The following is a 19,618-nucleotide window of genomic DNA, read 5'->3' on the forward strand; positions in this document are numbered from 1 at the left end:
TCAGCCCGGCCGCACCTGTGTCGGCAGGGCATCGTCCGTTCCGATGGCACTGTCCGCGGCACCGCCGGGGGCGACTGCCGCCGCCGACGGGTCGCTCACCTGCCCGGCTCCCCGCGGGATCAGCAGGGCGACGACGGCCCCGGCGGCCACCACCGGCACACCGACCCACAGCGCCGCCACCACGCCGTCGACGAAGCGTTGCGGATCGTCGTACCCGCCGCGGGCCTGGAAGACCGTTCCGAGCACGGCGATGCCCAGTGCGCCGCCGAACTCACGGACGGTCGTGTTGGCGCCGGACGCGCGGCCGTGCTCTTCCGGCCGGACCGCGGCCAGCACCACGGCCGCCGTCGGCGCGAACACCAGGCCCATGCCGGTGCCGGCCACCACCATCGGCCCGACGATCTCGGCGAAGGGCTGGCCGGGCGCGGCGATGGCGGCGATCCACGCCAGCCCGGTGGCCTGCAGCGCGAGGCCGGCCGCCATCAGCCGGCCCCCGCCGATGCGTTGCGTAAAGATTCCGGCCAGCGGCGCCACCAGCATCGGCATGATGGTCCACACCATGGTCCGCAGCCCGGCGTCGAGGGGACCGTAGCCGTAGGCGACCTGCAGCAGTTGAGCCAGCAGGAAGATCGACCCGAACACGCCGAAGTGCATGCACAGCGACACCACGTTGGTGAGGGTGAACGCGCGGATCCGGTACAGCCGGGGCGGCAGCAGCGGCACGGTGGTGCGGCGTTCCCACGACACGAACGCGACCGCCAGCAGCACAGCCAGCACGCCGGTCGTCAGTACCGCCGGGTCGGTCCAGCCGCGCTCGTGCCCGTTCACCACGGCCCAGATGCCGGCGACGATCGACCCGCAGGCCAACGCCATACCGGCGATGTCGATCCGGGTCTCGGGCAGCCGGCTCTCCGGCAGCCAGCGCCGGGCCAGCACGACGGCAAGCAGCCCGATCGGCACGTTGATCCAGAACACCCAGCGCCAGTCGAGCCCGTCGGCGACGGCACCGCCGGCCAGCGGGCCGAGGGAGATGGCCGCGCCGTTGGCGGCGCTCCACAGCCCGATGGCCAGCCCGCGCCGGTGCCCGGGCACGGCACCGGCCAGGATCGTCAGCGAGAGCGGGGTGAGCATGGCCGCGCCGACACCCTGGACCGCCCGGGCCGCGATCAGCTGGCCCACCGTGTCGGCCAGCCCGCAGGCCAGGGACGCCGCGGTGAACAACACGATCCCGGCGGTGAACACCCGCCGCCGGCCCCAGCGGTCACCGAGTCCGGCGGCGACGAGCAGCAGCCCGGCGAACGCCACGATGTACGCGGTCGAGATCCACTGCAGGTGCGCCGCGTCGGCGTCGAGGTCGACCCGGATCACCGTCAGCGACGTCACGACGACGAGGTTGTCCAGTCCGGCCATGAACATCGGCAGTGAACAGGCGACGAAGATCGCCACGACCGACCGGGACGGCGCGTCGTCGCGGGTCATGCGGACCGCACCGATGCGAGCGGCTCCGGCGCCAGCTGCGCCACCAGCCGGTCCACCCGGCGCGCGTCGGCCGCCGAGTGACACTCCAGGTGCGGCAAGGACCGCCGGGTCAGACCGGTCAGCACCCGGCCGGGGCCGACCTCCACACACGCCGACACGTCGTGACCGGCGACGGTGTCCAGGCTCTGCCGCCATCGCACCGAGCCGGCCAGCTGCGCCTTGAGCGCCGCGCGGGCGTCGTCGCCGGAGGACACCACGGACGCGGTGACGTTCGCGACCACGGGGATGCGCGGCCGGGCGAAGTGGGCGGCATCGAGATCGGTCGCGAACTCGGCCTCCACCTCGCGCATGAGCGAGCAGTGGAACGGCGCGCCCACGCCGAGGCGGGTGACCTGGACGTCGTCGCCGTCGAGCAGTCCTCGTTCGGCCAGTGCCCGCTCGGTCAGGGCGTCCACGCCGGCCACCGTGCCGGACACGACGGTCTGGGTGTCGGAGTTGTAGTTGGCGACCTCGACCGACAGGGCGGCTGCGTCACTCACCTCGGCGCACCAGCGCTCGACCGCCGACGCCGGCGGCCCGACCACAGCAGCCATCGCGCCCGGGGTGCGCTCGTTGACCGCGGCCATCAGCTCACCGCGCCGGCGCACCAGCCGCAGGGCCGTGATCCAGTCCAGGACGCCGGCCGCGACCAGTGCGGTGTATTCACCGAGACTGTGCCCGGCGACGACCACCGGCGCCGGCAGCCGTGCCTCCAGCACCCGGTATGCGGCCAGGCTGGCCACGAAGATCGCCGGCTGCGTGATGTCCGTGCGGCGCAGCTCCTCCTCCGGGCCCTCCCAGCACAGCCGGGTGAGGTCGAGCCCGAGCACGTCGTCGGCGGTGTGGAAGATCGGCCGGACGAGGTCCGGGTGGCGCTCGGCGAGGTCCCGGCCCATGCCCACGCGCTGCGAGCCCTGGCCGGGGAAGAGGAAGGCGGTTCGGGTCATGTCAGGTCCTCCGGTGGGTTGCGGCTCAGGAAGTCGGTGTGCACGTCGCCGGAACGGAACTCCGGATGCCCCAGGACAGCCCGCTGGAATCCGATCGTGGTGCGCACACCCGGCCCCTCGACCTCGAACTCCGACAGCGCCCGGTCGGCCCGCTCGATGGCGCCGTCGCGGGTGGGCGACCAGACGATCAGCTTGGCGATCATCGAGTCGTAGAACGGCGGGATGCGGTCGCCCTGGCGGCAGGCGGTGTCGATGCGGGTCCACGGGCCACCGGGCGCGCGGAACACCTCCAGCCGCCCAGGTGTCGGGACGAACCCGCGGGCGGGGTCCTCGGCGTTGATCCGGCACTCCAGCGCGTGCCCGGTGATCCGGACGTCGTCCTGACCGAACGACAGCGGCAGACCCGCCGCCACCCGGATCTGCTCGGCGACGATGTCGATACCGGTGACCAGCTCGGTGACCGGGTGCTCGACCTGGATGCGGGCGTTCATCTCCATGAACCAGAACTCGCCGTCGTCGTCGAGCAGGAACTCCATCGTGCCGGCGCCGCGGTAGCCGACGGCGCGCGCGCCGGCCAGCGCGGCGTCACCCAGCCGCTGCCGCAGGTCGGCCGAGACGCCCGGCGACGGCGCCTCCTCCACCAGCTTCTGATGACGACGTTGCACCGAGCAGTCGCGTTCACCCAGGTGCACGGCGTTGCCGTGGTCGTCGCAGAGCACCTGCACCTCGACGTGCCTGGCCCGCTCCAGGTACCGCTCCAGGTAGACGTCGCGGTTGCGGAACACGGCCTGTGCGGTGGCCCGGGTCTGCTGGTAGGAGCGGCGCAGATCCTCCGGCCGGTGCACGACGGTGATGCCGCGGCCGCCACCGCCGGCGGCGGCCTTGATGACGACCGGGTAGCCGATCTTCTCCGCGATCTCGCGGGCCTCGTCGAAGGTGTGGACGGGATCGACGGTGCCCGGCAGCAGCGGCAGCCCGGCGTCGGTCATCGCCTGGCGGGCCAGGGCCTTGTCGCCGACGGCTTCCATCACCCGGGGCGGCGGGCCGATGAAGGTGATGCCATGGTCGGCGCAGATCTCGGCGAAGTACGGGTCTTCGGAGAGGAACCCGTACCCGGGATGGATCGCGTCCGCGCCGGTCTTGAGCGCGGCGCCGATGACGTTGGGGACGTTCAGGTAGCTCGCGGCCGCCGGCGCGGGCCCGACCCGCACCGCCTCGTCGGCCAGCTGGACCGCCATGCTGTTCTCGTCGGCGTCGGAGTAGACGGCGACGGTGGCGATGCCGAGCTCACGGCACGCGCGCGCCACCCGGACCGCGATCTCGCCCCGGTTCGCGATGAGGACCTTCTCGAACACCCGTTGCCTCCCTGGCGCCCGTGCCGGCACGTCAGCCGTCGACGGCCAGTTCGACGAGGACCTCGTCGAACTCGACCATCTGCCCGTCGCCGGGATGGATCGCGACCACCCGGCCGGCCCGGTCGCTCTTGATCTCGTTCATGAGCTTCATCGCCTCGACGATCGCCAGCGTCTGGCCGGCCTCGACCACGTCGTCGATCTCCACGAACGGCGCGGCATCCGGCGACGGGCGCCGGTAGAAGCTGCCGACGAGCGGTGCCCGGACGGCATGGTGATCCCCGGCTGCGTGGTCGGCGGTGTCCGGCGCGGCGACGCCGGCCGCGACAGCTCCGGCCGCGGCCGGAACCGGCCCGGCGGCGGTGGCGCCACCGGCTACGGCGACGACCGGCCGTTCGACCCGGACCGCACAGTCGCCGGCCGTCACCTCGACCACCTGCACCGGCCCGCTCGCGCCGGCCAGCAGGGCTGCCGCCTCGGACCGCAGGTGGCTGACCAGCCGTTCGCGGGCCTCGTCGGTGCCGTTGAGCACGTCCGTCTCCGGTGTCGTCATGCCGCACCCGCCCGATATCCCGCGGCGTCGGCACCGAGCCGCCCGTAGGCGTCGAACCGGGTGTAGCGCTGCTCCACCAGCTCGTCCGGGGACAGAGCGGACAGCTGGTCGAGCGCGGCCGCGACGGCCTCGCCGACCCGTTCGACCGTGCCCGCCGGGTCGCGATGCGCACCGCCGTCGGGCTCGAGCACGACCTCGTCGACGACACCCAGCTCCAGCAGATCCGGTGCGGTGAGGCGCAGCGCCGCGGCCGCCTCGGGTGCCCGGGTGGCGCTGCCCCACAGGATCGTAGAGCAGCCCTCGGGGGAGATGACCGAGTAGTAGCCGTACTCCAGCATCAGCACCCGGTTCGCGACGGCCAGCGCCAACGCGCCCCCGCTGCCGCCCTCACCGGTGACGACGCTGACGACCGGAACGCGCAGCCGCGACATCGCGGCGATGCACTCGGCGATGACGGTGCCCTGCCCACGCTCCTCGGCCTGCACGCCCGGGTAGGCGCCCGCGGTGTCGACGAACGTCAGGACCGGCAACCCGAACCGCTCGGCGTGCCGCATCAGCCGCATCGCCTTGCGGTAGCCCTCGGGGTGCGGCATGCCGAAGTTGCGCCGCACCATCTCGGCGGTGTCGTGGCCCTTCTGATGGCCGATGACGACGACGCCGCGCCCGCCGAAGCGGGCCACGCCGCCGACGATGGCCGGGTCGTCGCCGTGCGCGCGGTCGCCGTGCAGCTCGACGAACTCGTCGGCGAGACGGTGGATGTAGTCGAGGGTGGTGGGGCGGCCGATGTCGCGTGCCCGGGTCACCACCTCCCAGGGGTCGGCGGCGGCCGATCCGGCCCGCAACCGGCGCGGCTCGGCGGACCCGGCCCGCTCCGGCATCGACGAGCGGCTCGGAACCGACGGCGCGTGCAACCGCAGCAGGCCGGCCAGCGTTTCCCGCAGGCTCTCCCGCGGGACGACCAGGTCGACCAGGCCGTGTTCGTGGAGGAACTCCGCGGTCTGGAACCCGGCCGGCAGTTCCTCGCGGATGGTCTGCTGGATCACCTGCGGCCCGGCGAAACCGACCAGGCTGCCGGGTTCGGCGATGACGACGTCGCCGAGTGAGGAGAACGACGCCGTGGCCCCGCCGAAGGTCGGGTGAGTGTTGAGGTTGATCACCAGGACGCCGGCCTCGCGCAGCCGGGCGATCTCCTGCGCGGTGCGGGCCAGCTGCATGAGCGACAGGCAGCCCTCCTGCATCCGGGCGCCGCCGGACGCGGAGACGATCAGCAGCGGGATCCTGGCCTCGCCGGCCCGGCGCGCGGCGTCGACCAGCACGTCGCCGACGACGGTGCCGACACTGCCGCCCATGAACGCGAAGTCCAGCACCGCCACCACCAGCCGGTGGCCGCCGATGGCGGCGGTCCCGGCCACGGCGGCCTCGGGCCGGCCCGTCTTGCGCTGTGCCGCGGCCAGCCGCTGCGGATACGGACGGGAGTCGGCGAAGCCGAGCGGGTCGCCCGGCGTCGGCACAACGCCCAGCGGCTGGAACGACCCGTCGTCGACCAGCAGGTCCAGCCGCTCATCCAGCGACAGCCGCAGATGATGCTGGCAGTCCGGGCACACCTTCGCGTACCGGTCCAGCCGCTTGACGTACAGGTAGGACGCGCAGCTGGGGCACCTGGTCCAGGCGTCCTCGCGGATCGGTGTCGTGGTCAGCTCGGTCACGATGGTTGTTCCTCCCTACGGCGCGACAGGGGTCGCGCGGCGGTACGGCTGTACGGGGCCGGTGCGGTCCCGGAACGAGCGCGGCAGCGTTGCCCCGACGTCGTTGCCCAGCTCCTCGAGGACGGCCTTGGAGACGGCGAACCCGGACGAGACCGCCCGGAACGACGAGCAGCCCGACTCCGTCCAGTGCCCGGACAGGTACAGCCCGTCGATGGGGGTCTTGTGCGGGAGCCGCTTGTTGGCGAACTGGTTCGGCGTGTTCTCCCAGCCGTAGGTGGCGCCCTGGTACGCCCGGGTGAACCGGTGCATCGTCTCCGGGGTGCCGACCTCGCGGTACGTCAGCCGGCTGGAGAGCTCCGGCACGACCCGGTCGAACAGCCGGACAAGTGCGTCGCCGGCTGCCTCCTTGATCTCGTGCCAGGGCCGGTCCAGCTGCCAGGGCGCCATCACGTTGAGGATCGCCAGGTGCTCGCCGGCCGGTGCGAGGCCGGGGTCGAGCAAGGTGGTGTTGGACATCCATGCCGACGCGGGACGGCCGGCCAGCACGTCCTGCCAGTTGTCGTCGTGGTCGAGGTGAGGGTGCACGAACGTCTCGTGCGCGATCCCCAGCTCGGTGAGGTCGATGTCGGTGGCGGCGAACACAGTCACCACCGACAGCGACGGCTTCATCCGGTTCAGCCGCTTGAGGTATGCCTCGGGGACGTTCTCGGTGCCCACGAGGTCGTGCATCGTGTGGCGGACGTCGGCGTTGGAGATGACGACGCGCGCGGTGAACTCGGCGCCGTGCTCGGTGCGCACCCCGGTGGCCCGGCCGTCCGTCATCATGATCGTCTCGACCGGCGTGGAAGCGAGCACCGCGCCGCCGCACGAGCGCACGACCGACGCGAACGCGTCCACCATCGACTGATACGAGCCGATCGGGTACCGGGGGCCCTCCAGGTGCGTGTCGAGCATCTGGATGTAGTTGAGGAAGGACAGGCGCGACGGCGGCGAGCCGATGAACGGCCAGGCCGCGCCCGCCAGGGCTCGCACCCTCGGGCTCGGCGCGTGGTCGGCGAACACGTCGCCGACGGTGGCCATCCGGTAGCGGGAGAACGTCGGCCGGGCCGCCATCAGCTCGGCCAGCTCACGCGGGTCGATGCGGTAGGGCAGCCACGACATCTCCTCCAGCGTCGTGCGGCAGACCCCGAAGAACGCGCGCATCTCGGCCGCCTCGGCCGCCGTCAGCACGGCGGCGTGCGCCTCGATGAACGGTTCCCAGCCGTTCGGCGCCACCAGGTCGAGCCCGTCCGGGAAGACGGTGCCGTACACGTGCGGTGACTCGACGTACGGCACGCGCGCGTCGACGCCGAGGTACTCCAGCAGGTTCCAGACGATCTCGCCCGCGCTGGTGCCGTGCACGGCCGGGTCGAACGTGTAGTCGCCGCGGACGAAGGCGTGCGCCACGCCGCCGATGCCGGCGCCCTGCTCACAGACGAGCACCCGCTCGCCGCTGTGCGCCAGCAGCGCCGCGGCCGACAACCCGCCGAGTCCGCTACCGACCACGATGACGTCGTAGTCGTGGGTCGCGTTCATGTCCTGTCCTCCGTGGAAGTCCGGTTCCAGTCGACGAGCACGCCGGCGTGGACCCACTTGCTGCTCTCGATGCCCACCAGCAGGACCCGCCCGCCCGGCCGCAGCTGCCCGGCCCGGGCCGCGTCGTCGAGACAGACCAGCGGGCCGGCGCAGCCGAGCGCCCCGCGCCGCGACAGGCTGTCGACGAACTCGCCGGTGATCTTGGTCCATTCGTCCCGCTCGACGGTGCCCTCGGCCATCGCCGCTCGCATCCAGCCGGAGTTGCCCTCCGGCACGACGCAGACGTCGATCTCCTCCGGGCCGACACCGCAGGCGGCAAGGGTGTCCCCGATCGCGTCGGCGACCAGGACCGGGGCGAGATGCCCGGCGGCGACGACGTCGACCTTGAGGGTGACCAGGCGTTTGGCCGCGGCCTGCTCGTGCACCGGCGCGTGCGTTCCGCCGCCCACGACCTGGATGCCGGGCGCCCGGCCGGGCGCGATGGCGGCGGTAGCGCCGCCCACCAGGCCGCCGGTGGCGTCGGCGTCGGCGCGCACGACCACGGCGCCGGCGCCGTCGCCGAACATGTACATGGGGATCCGGTCGCGGATGCGCACCTTGCCCGGCTCGACGCCGAGGAAGATCGGCGCCAGCGCCGGTGAGGTCGTCTCGCTGCCGATCACGAGCGCCGTCGTGTGGGCACCGCTCTCCAGCAGCAGCCGGACCAGCTCCAGCGCCTGCACCGTCCCGGCACCACCGGAACGCAGCTCGAAGGTGGCGCAGCGGCCGATGCCGAGCCGGTCCTGCACGAGGTTGACGGCGGGCGGCAGCGGGTACTCGGGGGTCGCCGTCGCCAGCACGAGCAGGTCGACCTCGTCCGGCCCGACGCCCGCATCGGCCAGCGCGGCGGCGCCGGCGCGCGCGGCGATCTCGGAGTTGGCGAAGCGGTGCGCACCGGTCTCGGGGTCGATGATCCAGTGCCGCTCGGTGATGGAGATGTCCTCGGCGACCTCCGCCGGCAGTGGACCGGCCAGCCGTTCGATCAGGTCGTTGCCGATCGGCTCGCCCGGCAGGAAGCTGCCGGTCCCAGCGACGGTCGCGCGCACGCCGGTCACCACTTCAGCCGCCCGAGGCCGAGGCCGGCCATGCCGCCGCCGTCGATGTTCAGCAGGACCCCGGTCATGTACGCCGACTCCGGGCCGGCGAGGAACCGGATCGCCGAGGCGACCTGCTCGACGGTGGCGAAGTCGCGCATCGGGATCTGCCGCTTGAGGTGCTTGGCGACGTCGCCGGCGGACAGCTCGGCCACCAGGTCCGTGGGCGCGAACCCGGGAAGGACCGCGTTGACCCTGATGCCGAACCGGGCCAGCTCGATGGCGGCGCTGCGGGTGAACGCGTCGACCGCGCCTTTGGAGGCGGAGTAGTTCGACTCGCCCGTCCAGCCGCGCTCCCCCATGACCGACGACACGTTCACGATGGAGCCGTCGCGGGTGACCATGAGGTGGTCGAGGACGGCCTTCGTGCAGTTGAACACGCCGCCGAAGTTCACCTTCATGACATCGAGCCAGTCCTGCGGCTCCATGCTGTAGATCAGGTTGTCCTTGGAGATGCCGGCGTTGTTGACCAGGATGTGCAGGCCGCCGAACGCCTCCAGAACGTCGGCCACCAGCGCGGTGGCCTGCTCGTAGTCGGACACGTCGGCCTGGAAGGCCGCTGCCCGGCCCCCGGCCGCCTCGATCCGGGCGACGACGTCGAGCGCCTCGTCCTTTCCGGACCGGTAGTTGACGGCGACGGTGGCACCGTCGGCGGCCAGGGCCAGCGCCGTAGCGCGGCCGATGCCGCGGGAGGCCCCGGTGACCACCGCGACCCGTTCGTCCAGCTTCATCTGACACCTCTCACTCAGTGGTCATGGGCAAGGACGGAGGGCCAGCGACACCGCGGACCCGCCCAGCGACACGGCCTGCACGAGCGCCGCCCCGCCCTGCGGGTCGGTCCCCAGCTCGTCGGCCGCGAGTGCCGCGGTCAGGGCGCCGCCGGGGCCGACCGGCTCGCCGAGGACGACCTTGGGGGTCCGCAGCACGGGCAGCCGGTCCCCGAAGACCCGGCCGAGGCCGGCGAGCTCGGCACGGTCGGCCGGCGCGAGCCCGGCCGCCGCCGGCCAGATACGGGTGACGTCGTCCGGCCGCAGGCCCGCCGTGCGCAGGGCCTGGTCCGTGGCCCGGGTGGTCGCGTCACCGGTGAGGTCCCACGAGACCCCGCCTGGCCGCACCCGGCTCGCGCCGCCGTGGCCGGCCAGCTCGGCGAGCGGACGGCGGCCGTGCTGTCCGGCCGCGCCGCGACGCTCCAGGACCAGTGCGACGGCGGTGTCGGTGATCGCGAACCGGCGGTCGCCGGGGACGGTCGACAGCACTCCGAGGTCGCGATAGGCGCGGACGACGAGTTCGTCGACCAGGTCGACGGCGACGCAGACGATCGTGTCGGCGCGGCCGGTGCGCAGCAGTTCGTAGCCGTAGCCGAGTGCGGTGGCGCCCGAGGCATGTCCGGCGGAGACCGTCGACGTCGGGCCGTAGAGGCCGAGGTGCTGCGACACCTGGCCGGTCGCCTGGTTGTAGACCGTGTTGGGGAAGACGCCCGGGTCCGCCCCGGCGGCACCGTCGGCGATGACGCCGCGGGTGAACCGGGCCATCGACTCCACCGGCCCGGCGCTGGTCCCGAGCACCACGCCGATGCCGGCTCGCTCGTCATCCTCGATGCCGGCGTCGGCCAGTGCCTTCGCCACGGTCACGATGGCCGCCACCGTCATCCGGTCCATCCGCCGGCGCGCCTTGCGGGTGAGGTATGGCTCCGGGTCGACGGTCATGGTCGCGGCCCGGCCCTCCGGGTCGGCCGGGATCCCGGTCTCGTCGGCCAGCGCCGCCCGAGCCGCGGCCACACCGTCGCCGAACGGGCCGAGCAGGGCGAGCCCGGTGACCACCACGTCGTCCACCTCGGGCGCGGGCGGCCGCCGGTCGTCGTCGCGGCGCAGCAGCGCGAGGCTGGCGTTCGAGCCGCCGAAGGCGAAGTTGTTCGACACCGCGACCCGGGTGTCCAGCGCCCGTGCGTCCAACGGCACGTAGTCCAGGTCGCAGGACGGGTCGGGACCGAGGTAGGAGGCGGTGGGCGGCGCCGTGCGCTCGGCCAGGGCGTGGACGGTGACCAGCGCCTCCGCCGCGCCGGCCGCGCCGAGCAGGTGCCCGATGACCGACTTCGTACTGCTGACCACAGCGTCGTCGGCGGCCGGCCCCAGCGCGGTCCTGATGGCGCTGGTCTCGGCGGGGTCGTTCTTCTCGGTGCCGGTGCCGTGCCCGTTGACGTAACCGACGTCCGACTGGTCCACGCCCGCGGACCGCAACGCCTGCCCGATCGCCAGCGCGGCACCGGAGCCGTCCGGCCGTGGCGCCGTCGGGTGGTAGCCGTCGGCGGACAGCCCGTAGCCACCGACCCAGGCCAGGACGTCGCCGGGCTCGGCCAGGTCCTCGCGCACCAGCACCAGATAGGCCGCGCCCTCGCCGAGCGACAGCCCGCTCCGGCCCGCGGAGTAGGGCCGGGCCGGTTCCGCCGACAGCGCCTCCAGAGAGTTGAAACCGGCGAAGAGCACGTCGGAGAACGCGTCCGCGCCCCCGGTGAGCACCACGTCGGCCTGCCCTGAGCGGATCAGGTCCGCTGCCCAGCCGATGGCGTTCGCCCCGGACGCGCAGGCCGTGTTCACCGCGACCACCGGGCCGCCGAACCCGTACGCGCCGGCCAGCGCCTCGGCCGCCGCCTGCGGTGTCGACATCGCAGCCAGACCCGGTGCCGGTCGTTCGCCCCGGTCGACCGCGGCCAGCCACTCGCGGCCGGACAACAGCCCGGCGTTGCAGGTGCCATGGACGACGCCGCAGCGCTCCAGCCCGGCGCGGTCGATCGCCGGTGCGGCCGCGGCCACGGCCTCGTCGGCGGCGTGCAGGGCCAGCTCGACCACCCGGTCGCGGTAGCCACCCGGCCGCGGGTACGGGTGCGCGGTCTCCGGCAGCGCGTCGACCTCGCCGCCGAGCTTGGTGCGCACTCCGGTCAGGTCGATCCGCTGCACCGGCCGGATCCCGACCCGGCCGTCCCGGGCACCGGCCCAGAGCGCGGCGGCATCCGGGCCGAGGGCCGTGACGGCGCCGACGGCGCGCACCGCCACCCGGGCGTCCTCGTGGTTCATGGTTGGCTCCTGTCCATCGGCTCGCTCCGCTTCGCTGTGCCGGTTCACGTCAGGCCGCGCGCAGCGCCACGGCCACGTTCTGTCCTTCCAGGCCGCGCGCCAGCGCCAGCGCGGAACGCACCGGCAGCTCACGGCTCTCGTTCGGCACCCAGTCCAGGTCGCAGTCGGGGTCCGGGTCGGTCAGGTTGAGGGTCGGCGGCACGCCTCCGTGGTGCACCGACAGCGCCCCGATCGCGACGTTCGCGGCGCCGGCGGCAGCGACCAGGTGACCGATGGCCGGCTTGACGCTGCTGGCCGCGACCGCCCCGGAGCCGCCGCCGAACGCTGCCCGCAGCCCGGCCGCCTCGCTGGCGTCACCCAGCCGGGTGGCGCAGCCATGGGTGGCGACGTAGTCCGGCCCGGCCGTCCAGCCGGCCTCGCGCCCGGCCGCGACGACCGCGGCGGTCAGGGCGGCACCGTCGGGCTCCGGGGTGACCAGTCCGCCGATGTCGAAAGCGGAGCCGAGTCCGCAGATCTCCGCGTAGATCCGGGCGCCCCGGGCCGCCGCGGCGCCGTACTCCTCCAGGACCAGGACGGCGGCGCCCTCACCCAGCACCGAGCCGGACCGGTCGCGGTCGTAGGGCCGGAACGCCTCGGCGCCGCGCTCGTTGCGGTCGGTGAGGACGCCCAGGCCGTCCATCTTCGACATCGTCCAGAACGACACCCCGGTGTCGAAGCCGCCGGCCAGCGCCACGTCGGACTCGCCGCGGCGCACCGAGCGGTAGGCGCGGCCGATCGCGGTGGCTCCGGCGTCGGCGGTGCCGTGGAAGTAGGCGTTCGCCCCCTTGGCCTGGTAGCGCTGCGACGCGTAGAACAATGCGGCGGCCTGCAACCCCTCGACGTAGAAGAGCGGGTAGAAGCTGGAGGTCATGCGCTCTCCCAGGACCCGCTCGCGCGCCGTCCCATCGGGTTCACGGACCGAGAGCGCACCGTCGATCAGGTGCTGGGGGCGCGAGATCTCCTTGTTGCCGGCCAGGAACACGGCCAGCCGCTCCGGGTCGCCGGCGGCGAGGTCGACACCGCTGTCCTCGACCGCGAGCGCCAGCCCGGCCAGCGCCAGCTCGTCCTCACGGGTGGTGCTGCGCAGCGTGCGGCGCGAGGCATACGGCGACGGGTCGAAGCCGGTCAGCTCGGCACCGATCCGGGTGCGCAGCGACGTCGGGTCGAACCCGCGCAGCGGGCCGACGGCGGAGCGGCCGGCCAGCAGCCCGTCCCACGTGTCGGCATGACCGGTGCCCAATGCGGTGAGCAGCCCGATCCCGGTGACCGCCACCCGCCGCGTCATGCCGCCCCACCCGTGGCCGTTTCCCGGAGGGTCAGTGCGCCCACGGTGGTGACCACGGCGCCGTCTACCCGCACCGTCCCGCGCAGTACCGGGTCGCTCGCACCGGGCACCACCTCGACGCTCAGCTCGGCAACGTCGCCGGGCCGCACGTAGCGGCGGTAGCGGATCCGCGTCGCGCCGGCCAGCGACCACCGCTCCGGCGACCCGGCGCCGTCCACCACCAGGGCGGCCAGGCGGGCCAGGTCGTCCAGGATCAGCACCCCGGGCAGCACCGGGAAGCGCGGGAAGTGCGTGGCGAAGATCGCCGACGTGGACGGCACGTTGCGGGTCGCCTTGCCCCGGGCGCCGGGCTCCAGCGCGAGCACGGTGTCCAGGCCGGCCAGTTCGGCGGCCCGGACCAGATCGGTCCGGTCGAGCAGCGGGGTCGTCATCGCGAGCTCTCCTGTCCTGGTCGCGGCCCCGGGCCGGTGACCACGAAACATGCGTTGGTGCCGCCGAAGGCGAACGCGTTCACGAGCGCGGCCCGCACCGGTCTGGAGGCGGCCACGTTGGGCACGTAGTCGAGCGACAGCGCCGGGTCCGGGCGGTCGAGGTTGATGGTCGGCGGGACGAGGCCGTCCTGGATCGAGCCGAGCGCGGCAATCAGGTTCAGACCGGCCGCCGCCGAGGTCAGGTGCCCGGCCATCGACTTGGGCGAGCTCACCGCCAACTGCCCCGCCCACGGTCCGAAGACCTCGGTGATGGCGACCGTCTCGCTGGCGTCATTGCCGGGCGTGCCGGTGCCGTGCGCGACGACATAGTCGATGCCGTCGGGTTGCACGCCGGCGTCGACCAGCGCCTCCCGCATCGCGCGGATGGCGCCGCCGCCGTCCGGCGGGGAGTCGGTGATCCGGTACGCGTTCAGGCTGGACGCGTAGCCGGCGATCTCGCCGAGCACCGTCGCCCCGCGCGCGATCGCGTGCTCGCGCTCCTCCAGCACGGCCATCACCGCGCCCTCGCCGAGCACGAACCCGTTGCGGCGGGCGTCGAACGGTTTGCAGGCCCGTTCCGGCTGGTCCGGCGAGTCCTGGGTCAGCGCGCCCAGCAGCGCGAAGCCGAGCACGTCCATCCACGTGGTCAAGGCGTCGTAGCCCCCGGCCAGCATGACGTCGGCGTCGCCGTCCTGGATGCGCAGATAGGCCTCGCCGAGTGCGTGCGCCGAACCCGCGCACGCGGTGCTGACGGACACGAACGGCCCCCGGCAGTCGCCGATGTCGGCCATGACGGCGGGCGCGACGTTCTGGTCGCGTTCCAGCACCTCGGCCGGGGACTGCCGGAAGATCTGCCGGTGTCCGGTCGACTCCAGGAGCCATGACATGTCGGCCAGCTGCTGCAACTCGATGCGGCCCACGGTGCCGCCGACGGACACCCCGCGGCGGTACGGGTCGCCGTCCAGCGGCCCCGCCTGGGCGAGCGCCTCGACGGCGGCCGCCACACCGTAGCCGGCCCCACGCGAGAGGTAGCGACGGTGGCGGCGCTCCGGCACCGCGGTGGCGAGGTCGAAATCGGTCACCTGGCCGGCGATGCGGACCGGGAAGGCGGAGGCGTCGAAGGTGGTGATCTCGCGGACCCCGCTGCGCCCCTCCGCCAGCGCCTTCCACGTGCCGGTGGCGTCGTTCGCCAGTGGTGTGACGGCACCGATCCCGGTGACGACGACGCGCCGCCGGCCCTGCGCGGTCACTGCCCGGCTCCGGTCAGCGCCGCCAGTTGCCGCCGGGTCACCGCGGGGTCGTCCAGCTCAGCGGTGTCGATGAGCGCGCACATGACGTCCGTGGCCTCCAACACCGTGCGGTCGCCGACCACGACCGTGCCGGACACCACGGCCATCTCGTCCGATGCGGACTCCACCGTGGCGGTCACGTCCAGGACGTCGCCGGGACGTACCGGGCCGGTGAATCGCACGTCGGCGACCGACAGCAGGGCAGCACGCCGGGCAACGTCGGTGTCGAGCATCACCAGCCAGGCGCCGGCCTGGCACAGGACCTCGAGGACCAGCGGCGGCGGCATCACCGGGCCGTCCGGCGTCTGGCGCCAGTACGGCTCGGAGCGTGAGGTGAGCTTCCTGGCCCGGATCTCCCGGCCGGGCTCGTAGCCGACGATCCGGTCGGTCAGCTGGAAGAGCACGCGGTTCCCTCCTCGTCCCGGTGGGTCGTGCCGGTCATGACGACAACGGCGTGGGCGACGGCGTAGTCACCGGTGTGCGACAGCGAGATCTCGACCGTGCGCGTCCCGCGCTGGCTGCACACCGCGGCCACCTCGCCGTACAGCCGCACCAGAGGGCGGCCCCACGGCTCGTTCACGATCTCGACGTCCAGCCAGCGCATCCGCGGCCCCAGCCCGGTGCCGATCGCCTTCAGCACGGCCTCCTTGGCGGCGAAGCGCGCCGAGAGCCGGCTGGCCGCGGTGCGCCGGTCGCGGCAGGCCCGCAGCTCTCCGTCGGTGAAGAGCCGGGCGCCCAGCATCGGCTGCTCCGCCAGCAACCGGCGCAGCCGCGGCACATGCACGAGGTCGACGCCGACACGGACGTCCATCTCAGGCGGCTGCCGTCGCCGTCACCCGGGCGAGCACGAGGTCCACCAGGTTGTCGACGGTGAACAGGCCCATGACCCCTTCGGCCGGCAACTTCCCGCGCAGCGCCTCGACGTCGATCTGCGGCATCACCGTGGCGAGCTGGGCGAGGCCGATGTCGGAGACGACGCCCTCCGGCGTGCCGAAGTCGTCCTCGGAGATGCCGCCCTGTACGTGCTCGGCCAGGTCGGCGGCGGTGATCTTGACACCGAGCGACCGCTCCAGCCGGAACAGGATGTCCAGCAGGTCGATCGACTCCGCCTCGAGGTCGCCGAGCAGCGTCGCCTCGGCCACCACGTCCTCCTCCTCGACGCCCAGCGCGTCGACCAGTGCCGCCCGCACGGCCTCGAAGACCTCGTCCTTGACCAGCGTCATGCTGTCCTCCCGACTCGACATGTCGAATGTTCCGGAACACACCGCATTGCGGCTTTTCACATGTCTCATGACCCTGGCCAGTCGGCCGGTCGTACACTCGAAGCGAGTGACCTCGATCACATGGGCCGCAGTACGCGCGAAATCGCAGGTCAACGACACAATGAGAACCGGCGAGCGCTTCACAGCGCATTCACAGCAACGCCCGTGTAGCGTTCTGAACACGTAGGCAGGCACCGGGCACGGGCACACCTGGTCGCCGTCGCCAGTCCCGACATGCGCCCATGTGTTCACGACCACGCCACCGGCCGCACGGTGGCTCACCGCGAGGAGGCGCCTCACCGTGGACGACGCCGCGAAGCACCCCGAGCACGACGATGCCGGCGACGACCTCATCGCCGAGCTGCAGCAGCTGATCGGGCAGCTACCGCCCCACGTCGTGGAGCGGGCCGCCGACGCTCGCCGGCCGGACTGACCGCGGCCGGCTGCCGGTCAGCCCGCCTCGGCGAGCAGCGACCGCAGCTGGGCGATGCAGCGGTTACGGATCGGCCCGACCGAACCGGCCGAGACCCCGAGCGCCGTGGCGATCTCCTCGTAGCTGCGGTTCTGCGCCAGCAAGGCCAGCATGTGCTGCGAGCGTGGCGGAAGCGCCAGCATCGCCCGGGCGAGCTGGCCGGCACGCTCGTGGGACACCACACGGTCCTCGACCGACTCCGCGGTGTCGTCCGGCAGCCTGGTCAGGTCATCCGGGCTCCACGACTGCGCCCGGCGCTTGGCCGCCTGCAGGTGTCGCAGCGACTCCCGCCGGGCGATCATCGAGAGCCATTCGGTCAGCCGGCCGGGGTCGCGCAGGTCACTCAGGTTTCGCCACAACCGCACCCACGTGGCCTGGGCGACGTCCTCGCTGTCGGCCGCGCTCAGGCGATGTGCCCGGGCGATCGACCAGACCAGGGGCGCGTATCTGACGACCAGGGCCCGCCAGGCCTCGTCGTCGTCGTTCAGGCAGGCCGTCACCAAGTCGGTCGTGGTCGCGTAGCTGTGCACGTGTCCGCCCCCCGAGTTGTCCGTGTGTCGCCGTCCGGCGGTTGCGGGACAGCACCGGCCCGCGTCGCCTGAGTCGGCGGCCGACTCACACCCGTGTGGTGTCCGCGACCTCACCGGCCGCCACCGTCACCGTGTCCGGGGGCTCCGCGGCGTCGTACTCCCGCAGGCCGTGCCGGTCCCACCACCGCCGCAGCGGTCCCGGCGCCCACCAGCACCGAGTGCCCAGTAGGCGCATGGTCGCCGGGACGAGCAGCGCACGGACGATGGTGGCGTCGACGATGATCGCGACCACCAGTCCGACACCCACCATCTTGATGAACGTCACCCCGGAGGTCGCGAACGCGCCCACCACGATGACCAGCAACAACGCAGCAGCGGTGATGATCTTCGCCGTCTTCTGCACACCGGTGGCGATGGACTCCACGTGGTCGCCGGTGCGGTCCCACTGCTCCCGGATGCGGGAGACCAGGAACACCTCGTAGTCCATGGCGAGGCCGAACGCGATGGCGATCATAAGCACCGGCATGGTGGCGTCGACCAGGCCCGTCGGAGTGAACCCGAGCGGCCCGGAGAGATGCCCGTCCTGGAAGATCAAGACGATCGCGCCGAAGGACGCCGACAGCGACAGCAGGTTCATCGCGATCGACTTCAACGGCAGCACCAGTGAGCCGAACGCGAGGAACAGCAGCACCACTGAGACCACGCCGACGAACAGGCCCATCCACGGCAGCCGCTCGCTGACGCTGTCGAGCAGGTCGGCCAGGCCGGCCGGACCACCGGCGAACAACGCTTCGACGCCGTCCGGCGGCTGCACCGAGCGCAGCTCTGCCAGCAGGTCCAGCCCGTCGGCCGACTGCGGCGCGGGCGCGTACTGGATGCTCAGCGCCACGGTCTGGTCGGCGGCGCCGACTGGCGCGATGGTCTCGACGCCGGGCACCGCCGTGAGCGCCGACATGTAGTCGTCGAGGGCCGCACCACCCGCCGCGCTGTCGACGGGGTCGGGCAGGGTCACCGCGGCGGTGATGGCGTCGGCCGGGTTGGCCGGGAAGTCCGCCTCGAGGGCTTCTGCCACCTGGCGGGCTTCGGTGCCCTCCGGCAGCGCCCGGGCATCGGCCATGCCCCAGTCGACCCGCAGGAACGGCAGGCCGAGGGCGACGAGCACGCCGACGATGCCGATGGTGACGGCCACCGGCCTGCGCATCACCGCGTGGGCGATCCGGTACCAGCCGCGGCCGTCGCCGGCGCGCAGCCGCCGCGGCAGCGGGACCGGCCAGGCGTCGACCCGGCGGCCGATCAGGGCCAGCAGCGCGGGCAGCACGACGAGTGCTCCGACCAGCGCGAACAGCACGGTCGCGACCCCGCCCATTCCCATCGAGCGCAGGAACGTCTGCGGGAAGAAGAGAAGGCTCAGCAGCGAGACCCCGAGGGTCAGCCCGGAGAACGCGACGGTGCGGCCGGCGGTGCGCATGGTGCGCATCACGGCTTCGGCCGGCGTGGCGCTGGTGGGCAGTTCCTCACGGAAGCGGCTGACGATGAAGAGCGCGTAGTCGATGGCGAGACCAAGGCCCAGCATGGTCACCAGGTTGATCGCGAACACCGAGACGTCGGTGCCCATGGTCATCACGCGCAGCACGGCGAACGAGCCCATGATGCACAGGGCACCCACCGCCAGCGGCAGCAACGCGGCCACCACGCTGCGGAAGACGAGCACCATCAGGACCAGGAGAATCGGCATCGCCATCAGCTCGGCGCGGGTGATGTCGCTCTGGATCTGGCCGTTGATCTCCTGGCCCATCGGCACCTGACCGCCCAGTTGCAGGCTCAGTCCCGGAACCTCCAGCAGCTCGGACACCGCGTCGTACGCGTCGGAACGCGCGCCGACGTCGTCGCCTTCCAGCTGGATCGCCACATAGGTGCCGGCCCGGTCGGCGGAGACGAAGGCGTCGGCGCCGGTGGAGTAGTACGAGCGAACCGCGACCACCTGGCCGGAGGCGTCGAGATCGTCGGCGACTCCTGTCATGGCCGCCTCGTACTCGGCGTCGTCCACCGTGAGATCGTCGCTGTGGTACAGCGCCACGACGTCGACGGCGGTGCGGCCGATGGCTTCCTCGACGATGTCCACGGCCCGCACCGATTCGCTGTCCGGGTCGTCGAAACCGGCCTCCCCGGTCACCGTCCCGAACACACCGGTGCCCCAGACCGCGCCGACCAGCACCAGGACCAGCGCACCGACGAGCACTCCGCCGCGCCGGCGGGTGGCCATGCGGCCGATGAACGTCAACATGTCCGAGCCTCTCCCGCGCCGCCGCTCATTCGGCGGACGCCGGGCAGCAGCCAATGTAAAGGAGCTTTACATTTTCGCGTGCAGATCTCACTACTCAAGACGACTCCGGTTCCACCCTCACCCGGCACGGTC

Annotated in this window: 18 protein-coding genes; 1 reads left to right on the forward strand and 17 read right to left on the reverse strand. The window is 72.9% G+C overall.

The features are described from left to right. The 15 genes from JIAGA_RS0124735 to JIAGA_RS0124805 are packed head-to-tail and all read right to left on the reverse strand — an operon-like array spanning position 1 to position 16,161. The gene (locus tag JIAGA_RS0124735) at positions 1 to 1,479 is read right to left on the reverse strand and encodes a DHA2 family efflux MFS transporter permease subunit (protein ID WP_026877735.1); all 1,479 of its coding nucleotides are present in this window, start codon (positions 1,477 to 1,479) and stop codon (positions 1 to 3) included. Beyond that, positions 1,476 to 2,465 carry an ACP S-malonyltransferase gene (fabD, locus tag JIAGA_RS0124740; RefSeq protein WP_035812944.1) on the reverse strand — a complete coding sequence of 330 codons (990 nt, stop codon included), beginning with the start codon at positions 2,463 to 2,465 and terminating at the stop codon, positions 1,476 to 1,478. The genes JIAGA_RS0124735 and fabD overlap by 4 nt, the downstream gene beginning before the upstream one ends. Beyond that, complete coding sequence (gene accC / locus JIAGA_RS0124745; RefSeq protein WP_026877737.1) at positions 2,462 to 3,820, reverse strand: acetyl-CoA carboxylase biotin carboxylase subunit; 1,359 nt, start codon at positions 3,818 to 3,820, stop codon at positions 2,462 to 2,464. The genes fabD and accC overlap by 4 nt, the downstream gene beginning before the upstream one ends. A 31-nt stretch (positions 3,821 to 3,851) precedes the next feature. After that, positions 3,852 to 4,370 (reverse strand): acetyl-CoA carboxylase biotin carboxyl carrier protein, encoded by a 519-nt coding sequence (locus JIAGA_RS32190; protein WP_035812946.1) that lies wholly within the window; start codon positions 4,368 to 4,370, stop codon positions 3,852 to 3,854. Beyond that, positions 4,367 to 6,076: an acetyl-CoA carboxylase carboxyltransferase subunit alpha gene (locus JIAGA_RS0124755; protein ID WP_211239844.1), complete on the reverse strand. Its 1,710-nt coding sequence runs from the start codon at positions 6,074 to 6,076 to the stop codon at positions 4,367 to 4,369. The genes JIAGA_RS32190 and JIAGA_RS0124755 overlap by 4 nt, the downstream gene beginning before the upstream one ends. 15 nt (positions 6,077 to 6,091) lie before the next feature. Then, on the reverse strand, positions 6,092 to 7,651 hold the full coding sequence (locus JIAGA_RS0124760; protein WP_026877739.1) for a phytoene desaturase family protein: 1,560 nt from the start codon (positions 7,649 to 7,651) through the stop codon (positions 6,092 to 6,094). Further along, positions 7,648 to 8,736, reverse strand: coding sequence for a 3-oxoacyl-ACP synthase III family protein (locus JIAGA_RS0124765; RefSeq protein WP_157553504.1), 1,089 nt, complete (start codon positions 8,734 to 8,736; stop codon positions 7,648 to 7,650). The genes JIAGA_RS0124760 and JIAGA_RS0124765 overlap by 4 nt, the downstream gene beginning before the upstream one ends. A 5-nt stretch (positions 8,737 to 8,741) precedes the next feature. Further along, positions 8,742 to 9,515, reverse strand: coding sequence for an SDR family NAD(P)-dependent oxidoreductase (locus JIAGA_RS0124770; protein ID WP_026877741.1), 774 nt, complete (start codon positions 9,513 to 9,515; stop codon positions 8,742 to 8,744). 21 nt (positions 9,516 to 9,536) lie between these two features. Next, entirely contained in the window at positions 9,537 to 11,855 is a 2,319-nt protein-coding gene (locus JIAGA_RS32195) for a beta-ketoacyl-[acyl-carrier-protein] synthase family protein (RefSeq protein ID WP_157553506.1), read from the reverse strand. A 49-nt stretch (positions 11,856 to 11,904) separates the two neighbouring features. Continuing rightward, on the reverse strand, positions 11,905 to 13,179 hold the full coding sequence (locus JIAGA_RS0124780; RefSeq protein ID WP_026877742.1) for a beta-ketoacyl-[acyl-carrier-protein] synthase family protein: 1,275 nt from the start codon (positions 13,177 to 13,179) through the stop codon (positions 11,905 to 11,907). After that, entirely contained in the window at positions 13,176 to 13,610 is a 435-nt protein-coding gene (locus JIAGA_RS32200) for a 3-hydroxyacyl-ACP dehydratase FabZ family protein (RefSeq protein ID WP_051426480.1), read from the reverse strand. Before JIAGA_RS32200 ends, JIAGA_RS0124780 begins: the two co-directional genes overlap by 4 nt. Further along, entirely contained in the window at positions 13,607 to 14,899 is a 1,293-nt protein-coding gene (locus tag JIAGA_RS0124790; RefSeq protein WP_026877743.1) for a beta-ketoacyl-[acyl-carrier-protein] synthase family protein, read from the reverse strand. Before JIAGA_RS0124790 ends, JIAGA_RS32200 begins: the two co-directional genes overlap by 4 nt. Next, complete coding sequence (locus tag JIAGA_RS0124795; protein ID WP_026877744.1) at positions 14,896 to 15,342, reverse strand: 3-hydroxyacyl-ACP dehydratase FabZ family protein; 447 nt, start codon at positions 15,340 to 15,342, stop codon at positions 14,896 to 14,898. Before JIAGA_RS0124795 ends, JIAGA_RS0124790 begins: the two co-directional genes overlap by 4 nt. Next, positions 15,327 to 15,749 carry a holo-ACP synthase gene (gene acpS / locus JIAGA_RS32205; protein WP_051426481.1) on the reverse strand — a complete coding sequence of 141 codons (423 nt, stop codon included), beginning with the start codon at positions 15,747 to 15,749 and terminating at the stop codon, positions 15,327 to 15,329. The genes JIAGA_RS0124795 and acpS overlap by 16 nt, the downstream gene beginning before the upstream one ends. Position 15,750: 1 nt before the next feature. Continuing rightward, positions 15,751 to 16,161 carry an acyl carrier protein gene (locus JIAGA_RS0124805; protein ID WP_035812947.1) on the reverse strand — a complete coding sequence of 137 codons (411 nt, stop codon included), beginning with the start codon at positions 16,159 to 16,161 and terminating at the stop codon, positions 15,751 to 15,753. A gap of 340 nt (positions 16,162 to 16,501) precedes the next feature. Between JIAGA_RS0124805 and JIAGA_RS36035 the strand changes: the two genes are divergently transcribed. Then, positions 16,502 to 16,633: a hypothetical protein gene (locus JIAGA_RS36035; protein ID WP_281172731.1), complete on the forward strand. Its 132-nt coding sequence runs from the start codon at positions 16,502 to 16,504 to the stop codon at positions 16,631 to 16,633. A gap of 17 nt (positions 16,634 to 16,650) precedes the next feature. Here the strand turns inward: JIAGA_RS36035 and JIAGA_RS0124815 are convergent, their stop codons facing one another. Then, on the reverse strand, positions 16,651 to 17,202 hold the full coding sequence (locus JIAGA_RS0124815; RefSeq protein ID WP_026877746.1) for an RNA polymerase sigma factor: 552 nt from the start codon (positions 17,200 to 17,202) through the stop codon (positions 16,651 to 16,653). Positions 17,203 to 17,287: 85 nt separating this feature from the next. Then, positions 17,288 to 19,486: an MMPL family transporter gene (locus JIAGA_RS0124820; protein WP_026877747.1), complete on the reverse strand. Its 2,199-nt coding sequence runs from the start codon at positions 19,484 to 19,486 to the stop codon at positions 17,288 to 17,290. Between the last annotated feature and the right edge of the window lie 132 nt (positions 19,487 to 19,618).

The sequence above is a fragment of the Jiangella gansuensis DSM 44835 genome, from assembly GCF_000515395.1.
Taxonomy (GTDB): Bacteria; Actinomycetota; Actinomycetes; order Jiangellales; family Jiangellaceae; genus Jiangella; species Jiangella gansuensis.